The following is a 12232-nucleotide window of genomic DNA, read 5'->3' as shown; positions in this document are numbered from 1 at the left end:
TTGGTTTTCCAACTGTTTCTCTGTTAAGTTTTCGTAATTTTTGTTACTTGCTGCTGACTTTGTCAGCAGTCTGAAACCTGCGTAATGCAGGTTTTTTATTTTTTCATATTTTCTTTCTCTATATCGGACATTCCCTTTTCTAATAATCTAAGGTTTACCGATTCCTCTATTATAGTTTTAATCAGTACAACCGCTGGTACCCCCAACACCATGCCCGGAATACCGAATAAATTACCGGCCACTGTTACTGATGTGATAATCCAAAATGGACTGACACCCACGTTTCCGCCTACAATTCTCGGATCAAGAATATTGGCATCCAATTGCTGAATAACTATAATTATAATCAAAGCAGTAATTGCCTTTGTAGGGTCTAAAAAGAATGATACGATTATTACAGGTACAGATCCTATTATAGGTCCGAAAAAAGGTATCATATTGAAAAAACCTATAATCGTACCCATTAACGGTGCATATGGAACCTTGAATAAGTAGAATGCAATAACGCATATAACCCCAACTATTGCAGAGTCTAACAGCTTACCGTTTAAAAATGATTTAAAGATTTTATTTGACTTGCTGAACACGGTAAGTATTTTCCTTGAATTTTTTTCATTAAAATAAGCATAAATAAATCTTCTGCCTCTTGCAAGAATATCTTCTTTTTCAACAAGCATATAGATATTAATAATGAAGCTTGTGATTACCGTAAATGTGCTTGTGCCTATATTTCTTAAAAATCTCATCAAAATATTTGACATATCAATAAGTAGGCGATTAATTGTATTTTTCACGGATTCACTTGCTTGCAAAATATAATCTGTCAAAAAATCTATATATCTGCCGTCAATTTTACCTTTAAGATTGTTAATTATCTCAACGACGTCGACGTTACCATGCATTATAAAATTTACTATGTTGTTTATATTGTCAACGATTTGCGGCACTACCTTGTATACTATGAAGCTTAAAAGGCCGATTAAAATTATGCAGGCAAGAAGTATCCCCTGTGAGCGCCTGACCTTGAGCTTTCTTACAAAAAAGTTAACCGCAGAATCCAACAAGTAAGCCATTATAAGCGCATATATTACCGGCTTAAAAGAATTCGTTATCCACACGAAGGTTTTCGGACTGAATACAATCAACAATATAATAAAAACTATAAATAAAATTGGTAATGATATTTTTAATATACTTTTGTTCTTTTCTATAATTTTATCCCCCTCCTACATTATGTGAGCTTGACCTCTGTACACTACACCTAATTTACCGTTCACAGTGAGAAGCTCTCCGTCTTTTATTTTTGTTGTGCAGCTTTCAGCACCTACAACTACTTCTTTACCTAAATTAAGCCCGGCAATAAATGCATGTGAGGTTAAACCACCTTCTTCAACTATAATGGCTGATGCTGAAGACATAAAATCAACCACATCCTTATCTGTTGCGCTCATTACTATAATGTCTCCCGGCTCAAATTTTTCCTTTAATTCCGAAGCATTTTTTGCCACTCTTGCTCTGCCTATTATTGTTTCCTTTCCAACTCCAACCTTTTTATACAAAAGCTCGCTCACAATATGAACCTTCAATAAATTTGTACTTCCGGAAATTCCTACAGGTACACCTGCTGTAATAACTATCAAATCACCATTCTTGATATATCCCAACTCCAATGCTCTGCTTACAGACTTATCTATAATTTCGTCGGTTGAATTCATTCTGCTTATTTTTATTGGATAGACACCCCAATACAGTGACATTTTACGCATTACTCTTTCATGCTCCGTTGCTGCAATAATCGGTGCAATCGGTCTGTATTTTGAAACTGCTGCAGCGGTATAACCCGATGAGGTTGCGGAAATAATTGCTGATGCATTTAAATCCAGACATGTTCTGCATGTAGCATAGCTTATTGAATCTGTTATGCCGTTTTCAAATTTAACGTTTTTATTTTGTAAAATTTCCTTATAATCCAAAGAGTTTTCTATCATTACCGCTATTCTTGACATAGTTATTACCGCCTCTAAAGGATAGCATCCGGAAGCAGTCTCTCCTGACAGCATTATGGAATCCGTGCCTTCAAATATGGCAGTTGCAACGTCTGAAACCTCGGCTCTAGTAGGTCTGGGATTTCTCATCATTGAGTCAAGCATTTGCGTTGCTGTAATAACCGGTTTTCCCGCATCATTACACTTACTAATCAATGTCTTTTGCACAAGAGGCACTTCTTCTGCAGGTATTTCAACTCCCAAATCTCCCCTTGCAACCATTATTCCATCTGACACTTCAATTATTTCATCTATATTTTCAACACCTTGTCTGTTCTCTATTTTTGAAATAATCATTATATGGTCGGCATTTTCTTCTTCTAAAATTCTTCTTATTGATATAACATCATCGGCTTTTCTGATAAATGAAGCGGCAATATAATCCACATCATTTTTTATACCAAACTTAATGTCCTCAATATCTCTTTCTGTCATAGCAGGTAAATTTATTTGAACGTTAGGTACATTTACACCTTTTTTGTTTTTGATTATACCTCCGTTTTTAACAATACATTTTAAATCAGTTTCATTTATTATTTCTATAACCTCTAATGATATTAGTCCATCATCTATTAATACAGTATCTGCCGGTTTTACATCCTTTGCAAAATCCCTGTATGTTACGCTGATTATGTCTTTATTGCCAAGAAGTTCTCTTGAGGTAAGTACAAGTTCCTGTCCTGCCGTCAGCTCTGCCTGACCAAATTCAAAATCTCTTGTTCTTATTTCAGGTCCCTTTGTATCAAGCATTATAGCAGTTGATGTTCCTAAATCACGTCTGACTTTCTTGATAACATCTATTTTTTGTTGATGCTCTTCATGACTCCCGTGTGAAAAGTTTAATCTTGCCACATTTAAGCCGTTCATTACTAATTGTCTGAATATTTTTTCGTCCTGTGAAGAAGGGCCTATGGTGCATACTATTTTTGTTTTTCTCATGTATTTCAACTCCCTTGTAATCAATAGAGAAGCAATAGGTTAGCTATTGATTATCTATTGCATATCAATCGCTTATCTATCGCATATCTATTGTTATATTGATAGTATTTTTGTTAATTCGTATGTTTTTCTGTCAAATGCTCTTTTCATTGAAAGTGCTTCTTCTATATCCATGTGGAATATTTCATTGCCTTTAACGCCAAGAACCTTATTGAATTTTTCACAGCATAATAACTCCACAGCTTTTGCACCCATCTGGCTGCCTATTAACCTGTCATATGCGGAAGGGGTTCCTCCTCTTTGTGTATAACCCAGTACTGAATATCTGGTGGTGATGCCTGTTATTTTTTCTATTTGCTCACTTATATCCTTGGCATTTCCTGCACCCTCTGCAAGTAAGACAATACTGTGCTTTTTACCTCTTGCTCTTCCCTGCATTATTTTATCACATACTTCATCTATATTATTCTCAACTTCCGGAATAATAACCATTTCAGCACCACCCGCAAGACCTGCATAAAGAGCTATATCTCCACAGTTTCTGCCCATAACCTCAATTACATTTGTTCTTCCGTGAGATGACGAGGTATCCCTTATTTTTTCCACTGCTTCCAATACGGTTGTAAGTGAGGTAAAAAATCCTAATGTATATTGCGTGTACGGAAGGTCGTTATCAATTGTTCCCGGAATTCCAATCACAGGTATTCCTGACCTACCAAGTGCCAAAGCACCTTTCAGAGTTCCGTCACCGCCTATTGTAACGAGTCCGTCTATACCTAAATATTTTATATTTTTAAGCGCTTTTTGAAACCCATCTTCTCCAATAAACTCTTTGCTTCTTGCACTGCCTAATACAGTACCACCTCTGTGAATTATATCCGCAACAGAAGAAAGGTTCATTTCCACGCTGTCCCCTTCAACCAATCCTCTGAATCCATTTTTTACGCCGACTATATTAATATTATTGTAAATTCCAAATCTTACAACTGCTCTTATTGCAGCATTCATTCCCGGTGCATCTCCACCGGCTGTAAGTACACCTATCTTTCTCATACAAACCTCCCTATTATTCGTCATCCTGAGCGATAGCGAAGGATCTCAGAATTTCAAAACCTGAAATTCTTCACTGCGTTCAGAATGACACAAGCGTACAATATACGTTTATCTTATTGCTACATTATTTTCTCCTAGCAAAACTTTTAAATCATTAATTAAATTTTCATTGTCTATATTTACCCAATTTCTGACAGGTAAAACCATATTGGCTTTTTCCTGACTGTTATAAATTATAACACAATCGCTGCCCGGGCACTTACAAATATTTTTAAACAGCTCATTTTTTATTTTCTTGTATGCTTCAGTATTGTCAACTTTCAGATACAACTTTCTTTGCTTTTTAACTTCTGTATTTATGTCTTCTTTTTTTAGCTCTGTTATTTTGTTGCAGATAATTTTAGGTTCTTCTTCTTCGGATGCATCAATTATTCCTTCAACAACAACTATATTGTCTTCATATAAAGCATCCTTGCAATTTTCGTAAATTTTGGGAAAAACTATTCCTTCAACAGCTCCGTACAAATCCTCCAAGGTTATGAAAGCCATCATATTATTATTTTTAGTTATTTTATTTTGTTTTTTTACAATTATTCCACCAATGACAATTCTGCTTCCATCCTGAATCTTTGCGTTATTTTCATGGGAATCCTTCAGTTCCATAATTTCACTTGTATTTGTGGTTGTTATTTTTTCAAGCTCCTTTTCATATTCAGACAAGGGATGACCGCTTAAGTATACCCCTACCATTTCCTTTTCCATAGTAAGCAATGCTTTTTCATTATATTCGGCAATATTGGGTATTTCTTCTTTTGAAGTCATATTTAAATTCTGCGAAATCACATCATCAAATAATGAAAACTGACCTTCTATATTTCTTTTTTTCTGGCTTATAATTGAATCTATTGTTCTTTCGTATATTGACATAAGCTGTGAACGATAAATTTTTAAAGAGTCAAATGCTCCGCATTTTATTAATGATTCTATTTGTCTCTTATTTAAAACGCTTTGGTCTACCTTGGTGCAAAAATCCGTAAATGAAGTAAATTTACCTTTTTTCTCTCTTGCTTCAACAATTTCAGCAATAACATTTGAACCGACATTTTTAACTGCTGCAAGGCCAAATCGAATTTTTCCATTTTCTACGGTAAATTTATCACGGCTTTCATTGACGTCAGGAGGCAAAATTTTAATTCCTAAGCGCTTGCACTCTCTGATATATAGCGAAACAGTGCCCGTACTGCCCATGATGCTTGATATCAGAGCAGCCATAAACTCTACAGGATAATAATGCTTAAGCCATGCCGTTTCATAAGCCAAAGCCGCATATGCAACGGAGTGTGCTTTAGGGAAGGCATATTTTGCAAATTCAACCATTAAATCATATATTTCATTTGCGGTTTTCTCATCAACACCGTTATTTACAGCTCCGAGTATTTCCTGTTCGCCACTTTCTGATGGCTTACCGTAAATGAAATTTTTTCTTTCTTCAAGCATAACGCTCATTTTTTTCTTACCCATGGCACGTCTCAACAAATCCGAGCGTCCCATGGTGAATCCGCCTATATCTCTTACTATCTGCATAACCTGTTCCTGATAAACCATGCAGCCATAAGTAACATTCAGTATATCTTCTAATTTTGGATGCAGATATTCAATTTTCTCAGGATTTTGTCTGTTTTTTACAAATACCGGAATTTGCCCCATAGGTCCCGGTCTGTACATAGCGTTGGCTGCAACTATATTTTCAAATTCTGTAGGCTTTAACTCGGTTAAAAAAGCTCTCATGCCTGTGCTTTCAAACTGGAATATCCCCAAGGTTTCCGCAGCTGCAAACAACTTGTATACTTCCTTATCATCATATTGACAATTATCGAAATCTACCTTGATATCATGATTTCTTTCAATCAGGTCAATTGCATCTCTTATAACGGTCAGAGTCCTGAGTCCTAAAAAATCCATTTTTAACAGCCCGAGCTCCTCTAACTCTATCATATTAAACTGAGTTGTTATTACATCCTTGTTTCTTGAAAGAGGAACGTATTCTGTTACATCTTCTTTTGAAATCAGCACCCCTGCAGCATGGGTTGACGCATGACGTGCGAGACCCTCAACTTTAAGTGCTAAATCAATAAGTTTTTTAACCTTTAAGTCCCCTTCATACGCTTCTTTCAATTCATTGTTTATTTCCAAGGCACTTTCTATAGTCATTCCTAAACTCATAGGAATTTTCTTAGCTATCACGTCAATATCTTTGTATGGCAAATCTAAGACCCTGCCCACATCCCGGATAGCTCCTCTTGCGGCCATGGTACCAAATGTTATGATTTGTGCTACTTTTTCATTGCCATACTTTTGCTTAACATAGTCGATAACTTCCTCTCTTCGTTCATAGCAAAAATCCACATCTATATCGGGCATGCTTATTCTTTCGGGATTTAAAAATCTTTCAAAAATCAAATTGTATTTTAACGGATCTATATTGGTTATTTTCATAGAATAAGCAACCAAGCTTCCTGCCGCCGAACCTCTGCCGGGTCCAACCATTATATTGTTATCCCTGGAGTACTTAATAAAATCCCATACAATCAAAAAATAATCCACATATCCCATCTGCTCAATGATGCTTATTTCATAATCTAATCTTTTTTGAATTTCATCATCTATATTTTTATATCTTTCCTTTAAGCCTTCCTGACATATTTCTCTGAAATACTCTGTCTTTGTATAACCCTGCGGAACTTTGAACTCAGGCAGGTGAACCGTGTCGAAATCAAGCTCAACATTGCAGCGTTCAGCTATTGCGGCTGTATTTGTAATTGCTTCTTCCGGAAAAAGTTCTGACATTTCTTCATAGGATTTTAAATAAAATTCATCTGAGGGGAACTTCATTCTGTCTTCTTCGTTAACGGTTCTTTGCATTTGAATGCATAAAAGCACATCATGAAAATATGCATCTTCTTTATTTATATAATGAACGTCATTAGTAGCAACCAATTTCACTCCTGTTTCCCTGCTCATTTCAAGGAGACCCTGGTTCACTTTCTTCTGTTCTTCCATGCCGTGATCCTGCATTTCAAGAAAAAAGTTATCTTCTCCGAATATATCTTTATACATGAGGCACGTTTTAAGTGCCTGCTCGTAATTATTATCCATCAAGTATGACTGTATCTCTCCTGCCAGACATGCGCTCAATGCAATAACGCCCTTGCTGTGTGCTCTCAGTATTTCATGGTCCACCCTGGGCTTATAGTAATATCCATCCACAAAACCGGCAGAGCATAGCTTTATAATGTTTTTAAAGCCATCATAATTTTCAGCAAGCAGGACTAAATGGTATTGATTTTTGTCAAGCTGAGAATCCTTGTCTGTCATTTTTCTCGGCGATACATATGCTTCAAAACCAACTATTGGTTTTATGCCTGCTTTTTTTGCAGCTTTAAAAAATTCAACAACTCCATACATACAACCGTGATCCGTAATGGCCAATGAAGTCATATTAAGTTCTTTTGCTTTGTTGATTAATTCTCCTATTCTGCATGCCCCGTCAAGCAAAGAAAATTCAGTATGAACATGCAAATGCGTAAATTTATTTTCCATAGGTCTTCCTTCTTATATAAATATAACTGTTTTAACATGCATCCGCAGTCTCGCATCTACATTAGCGGCGCAAATATTTTTAAAACTGTTCTTGCTATCTTCCTTATTTTAGAAACATTTCTTAACTGATCCAATAATACCTTCTGACTGATGTTCAAAGCATCTAAGGTATTTTCCTTTACCTGCAGTACACTGTCAGAATTATAAAGCCATACTCCGCATTCAAAATGCAAATATAAGCTTCTGTAGTCAAGGTTTATAGTTCCAACCACTGCATAGGTGTCATCCACCACAAATGTTTTACCATGATTAAAACCCGGGGTATATTCATAAATTGACACTCCTGATTCCAGCAGTTCTTCATAGTTAGAACGAGTTACTGCAAATGCATACTTTTTATCCGGTATATGAGGGGTTAATATCCGTACATCTACCCCTCTTTTGGCTGCCAGGGATAATGCAACCATCATTTTATTATCAGCTATCAAATAAGGCGTTTCTATGTATATATATTTTTGTGCTTGATTAATTAAGTTCATATAAACAGCTTCACTTACATGCTCGTCGTCTAAAGGGCTGTCATCAAAGGGCTGGACAAATCCGCAGCATCCTATTTCACCTTCGTTTTTCCGAGGCATAAATAAAGAATAATCTTCCTCTTCTTTTCTTAAATAGCTCCATACGGAAAGGAACATTGCCGTTAAACTCCACACCGCATCGCCTTCTATTTTAATTGCACAATCTCTCCAGTGTCCGAACTTTTCAATTTTATTGATATATTCATCCGCTATGTTTACTCCTCCGGTAAATGCAACCTTTCCATCTATAACCACAATTTTCCGATGGTCTCTGTTGTTTAGGCGAATTGACATAATCGGTATGATGGGATTAAATACACAGCACTTAATTCCCATTTCTTCAAGCTTTTTATTATATCTGAGCGGCAGTTTAAACATGCCGCCAAAATCGTCATATATGACGCGTACTTCAACTCCTTGTCTTACCTTATCTATCAGTACATCCAAAATTGTATTCCACATTAAGCCTTCTTCTATAATAAAGAACTCTAAAAATATATACTTTTCAGCTAGCTTCAATTCATTTACCAGGCTTTCAAAAAAGCTTTCCCCTGAAGGCAGCAATTCCGTGTAAGAATTATTATAAACGGGACACATCGTATACTTTTCAATATATTTTGCCTGATTATATGCAATATTGTTGTCCTCAAGCAACATTTGAACAGTTTTCTCATTTTGACTTAAGTTTTCCTTCATTTTTTCTGAAATAAGAGTCATGCTTTTTTTCATCCTGCTTGAAAGACCTGCCCCTCCGGACATCAGAAAAAATAAGCCTCCAAAAACGGGAACAAGCATAATGGGTATAATCCATGCAATTTTATAAGCAGGGTCACTTTTACTGTTTAAAATATAAATGACCACCAAAATACTTATAAGCATAAATAAAAAGTTGAAAATAAAAAGATAATTGCTGAAGCTGTCAATTATAATCACAAATGTTAGTATTTGAGCTAAGATTGAGAGTACCACAAATGTTACCCTGTTAAATACTATCCTAAGTATCCTCTGCATAAAAACTCCTGTTAAAGACGGATCTTTATATTTTTATATGCTATTGTATCAAAATTTCATATAAATGTAAACAAAGTACAATAAAAAAAGACCGCCGTCAGGCAGTCAGATTTATGACAAAGTCATCAAGATGATAGGCTGTTGAAAAAGTTCATCCTGCAAGGCGCCGTAAGACGGGCAACCGCAGCGTATTAGACATACGTGAGGATTGACCGGATGAACGGCAACGATGCAGGGGGGCTTTTTCAGCAGCCGAGACCGCCGTCAGGCAGTCTCAGATTTTAATATTTGATTAGTTCAATACATTTTGAAGTATCTGTTCTTTTTGACTTTCGCCTCTTTTTCTAATGAACCACATATATCCTAATGCCATAACAGCTGCAAGAATCATAGAAGCCATGTAGCTTGATGGATCTAATCCCAATCTTTCGTCTAACTTCAGTCCAATCGGTGCATGGAAGATGAAGCTTAATGTTACGAAGAAGTAGAACATTCCTGGTATTAATGATATGAAATAATTCTTTCCTGTAATATACAAGTAAACCGCAATTGTTCCTAAAGCAAATGTAGCAACAAATTGGTTTGTAAATGCAAAGTATCTCCAAAGAATGTTGAATCCTTGTGGGCTTTGTTTTGCATAGTAAAGAACGAATATCGCCGGAACGAATAAACATGCTGAAGTTATGATTCTCCTAATAGGAAGTTTCTGGTCAATATTAAATTGTTCAGAAACCATTAATCTTAATGATCTGAATGCTGTATCGCCTGATGTAATAGGAAGAACTATAACACCTAATATAGCAATCATACCACCTATGCTTCCTAAGAATTCTCTGGAAACTAATCCAACCACTAAAGTAGGAGTTGTCGCTAAGTCTGTTCCTCTTCCGAACAGAACCATTGCACCTGCTGCCCAGCACATAGCTATAAAGCCTTCAACCAGCATCATGTTAAAGAAAGTCATTTTACCTTCTTTTTCACTCTTTACCGTTCTTGAAATCAAGGTAGCTTGTGTTGCATGGAAGCCTGACATGATACCGCAGGCAACAGTAATGAAGAATACAGGTATAAACGGAAGTCCGCCCGGATGCTGTTTAAATGGATTAGATGCAAATGATAAAGCTGTTAAGCTTGCTCCGCCGTCCATCAAAACTCCAATAAATATTCCAACAGCAGATAATATCAGGAATCCACCGAATATAGGATAAACTCTGCCTATGATTGCATCTATCGGGAATAATGTAGCTACAAGGTAGTATAAAAATATTGCACCGTATACTATCCAAACAACAGGATTGGTTACTGCCGCTTCCTGACTGAGAACCTGAGTAACGATTAAGTCTCCGGGTGTATAAACGAATACAACACCAACTAAGAACATCAATATCCATAAGAAAAAGTTATAAACTTTTATTACATTGTTTCCTAAATATTTCTTGATTAATCTCGGCATCTGAGCTCCGCCGTTTCTCATAGAAATCATTCCCGAGAAATAGTCGTGCATTGAACCTGCAAGTATACATCCTACAGGGATAGTGATAAATGCAATAGGTCCAAACAAGATACCCTGAATTGCTCCGAATATAGGTCCTGTACCTGCTATGTTAAGCAATTCAATTAGTGAGTTTTTCCATTTTTTCATTACGACGAAGTCTACTCCGTCTGCCTTAGTAATTGCCGGTGTGTCTCTGTCGTCAGGACCAAAAGTTTTTTCACAGAAGTTTCCGTAAAAATATCCACCAACGACAAGAATAATAAGTCCGATTAAAAATGTTGACATGGTTTGTTACCTCCCTATAAATTTTTATAAATATAAAATATAAATATAATAAAAATTTAATTATTGAATTTATTAAAAAATATAGAAAAATTCAACTAAGATGATTTTAATTCAATATCTTAAATTTTTATTTACATGAATTGTATCACTTTGGACAACCTTAGTCAATTTATTTTTATAAGTAAAAAGATAAATAAAAATTTAACCAGTCAATCTTGATATATTGTACGACAATAAGAAACACGCAATTAAAAGTACAAAGTTGAAGATATATTCGAAAGTAAATGAAAAACCCGGAAATATGCTGATGATAGAACCCAGAACCAGCCCTAAAATAGCATAAAATGTGACACCGTAACATCTTTTAAACAACATCGAAATTAGTTTAGAAAATAACAATATGCTTATAACAAAACCAATTCCTAGGTAAAAAATATACACGACAGAAAGGTTGGATATGGCAGAAATTACAAATTCATATACTCCGATGTACATCAGTATAATTGATGCACTTATTCCCGGGATTATTGTTCCAAAACCTATAATTAACCCGTATATAATAATGTTGATGCTTGACGGGTTACTTAAACTGTTTAAACCGGATGCACTTTCTTCAAGAAAAGTAAGAACTAACGTTGAAATAAATGTTATAGCTAAAGGTATAAGATATTTTGGCTTAAAGCCCTTTTTATTTGCTTCTTTTATAACCGAAGGAATTGTACCTAACATAAGTCCGATAAATGCATATCTTACTTCTACTTCATGATATGTGAATAATAATTCAATAATTCTGCTGAATAATAAGACTCCTAAAGCTCCTCCGATTCCAACAGGAATAAAAAACTTAACATTTTCTCTGAATTTATATGTGAAGTTGGCTATAAAAAAGGTCATTTTGTCATAAAGCCCAAAAATTACCGCCAAGGCCCCACCGCTGACACCCGGAGCAATCGCACCCGCACCTATTATTAAGCCCTTTAAAAATCTTGAAAAAAAGCTCATTATTGATTACCTCTATTCTAGTTAAAATTTTCCTGTTATTAAATTATATAGAATAATCTCTAAATTATCAATAAAAAATATCCGGAAGAGGGCATACTATAAAAACTTGTCCGCAATTTTTAACTTAAAAAGCGAGCCATTTGGCTCGCTCAGGTTATTGACAAACCCGCTAAAAATTAGCGGGTTTTCATAATAATTAAGGAAAGACACATGAAAAATCAATC

The 12232-nt window shown here is 35.5% G+C and carries 7 protein-coding genes; all 7 read right to left on the bottom strand.

Annotated features, from left to right (window positions below; translation table 11 throughout):
- Nucleotides 1–95: 95 nt before the first annotated feature.
- Nucleotides 96–1148 carry an AI-2E family transporter gene (locus tag HZF24_RS18360; protein WP_407695763.1) on the bottom strand — a complete coding sequence of 351 codons (1053 nt, stop codon included), beginning with the start codon at nt 1146–1148 and terminating at the stop codon, nt 96–98.
- 78 nt (nt 1149–1226) lie between these two features.
- Complete coding sequence (gene pyk / locus HZF24_RS18355) at nt 1227–2984, bottom strand: pyruvate kinase (RefSeq protein WP_179239832.1); 1758 nt, start codon at nt 2982–2984, stop codon at nt 1227–1229.
- Nucleotides 2985–3077: 93 nt separating this feature from the next.
- Nucleotides 3078–4037, bottom strand: a complete 960-nt coding sequence (pfkA, locus tag HZF24_RS18350) for a 6-phosphofructokinase (protein ID WP_179239831.1) — start codon at nt 4035–4037, stop codon at nt 3078–3080.
- A 108-nt stretch (nt 4038–4145) separates the two neighbouring features.
- Nucleotides 4146–7637: a DNA polymerase III subunit alpha gene (locus HZF24_RS18345; protein WP_179239830.1), complete on the bottom strand. Its 3492-nt coding sequence runs from the start codon at nt 7635–7637 to the stop codon at nt 4146–4148.
- Nucleotides 7638–7693: 56 nt separating this feature from the next.
- Nucleotides 7694–9226, bottom strand: a complete 1533-nt coding sequence (cls, locus tag HZF24_RS18340; RefSeq protein ID WP_179239829.1) for a cardiolipin synthase — start codon at nt 9224–9226, stop codon at nt 7694–7696.
- A 292-nt stretch (nt 9227–9518) separates the two neighbouring features.
- The gene (locus HZF24_RS18335; protein ID WP_179239828.1) at nt 9519–11006 is read right to left on the bottom strand and encodes a carbon starvation CstA family protein; all 1488 of its coding nucleotides are present in this window, start codon (nt 11004–11006) and stop codon (nt 9519–9521) included.
- A gap of 201 nt (nt 11007–11207) precedes the next feature.
- Complete coding sequence (locus HZF24_RS18330) at nt 11208–12008, bottom strand: DUF368 domain-containing protein (protein ID WP_179239827.1); 801 nt, start codon at nt 12006–12008, stop codon at nt 11208–11210.
- Between the last annotated feature and the right edge of the window lie 224 nt (nt 12009–12232).

The sequence above is a fragment of the Sedimentibacter hydroxybenzoicus DSM 7310 genome, assembly GCF_013403245.1.
In the GTDB taxonomy this organism is placed as follows: domain Bacteria; phylum Bacillota; class Clostridia; order Tissierellales; family Sedimentibacteraceae; genus Sedimentibacter; species Sedimentibacter hydroxybenzoicus.
This window is presented reverse-complemented; position numbering and strand designations above follow the sequence as displayed.

Bases quoted from the DNA above. Each gene is read 5' to 3' on its own strand.
- pyk (WP_179239832.1), bottom strand. From the start codon at position 2,984: ATGAGAAAAACAAAAATAGTATGCACCATAGGCCCTTCTTCACAGGAC.
- pfkA (WP_179239831.1), bottom strand. From the start codon at position 4,037: ATGAGAAAGATAGGTGTACTTACAGCCGGTGGAGATGCACCGGGAATG.
- HZF24_RS18345 (WP_179239830.1), bottom strand. From the start codon at position 7,637: ATGGAAAATAAATTTACGCATTTGCATGTTCATACTGAATTTTCTTTG.
- cls (WP_179239829.1), bottom strand. From the start codon at position 9,226: ATGCAGAGGATACTTAGGATAGTATTTAACAGGGTAACATTTGTGGTA.
- HZF24_RS18335 (WP_179239828.1), bottom strand. From the start codon at position 11,006: ATGTCAACATTTTTAATCGGACTTATTATTCTTGTCGTTGGTGGATAT.
- HZF24_RS18330 (WP_179239827.1), bottom strand. From the start codon at position 12,008: ATGAGCTTTTTTTCAAGATTTTTAAAGGGCTTAATAATAGGTGCGGGT.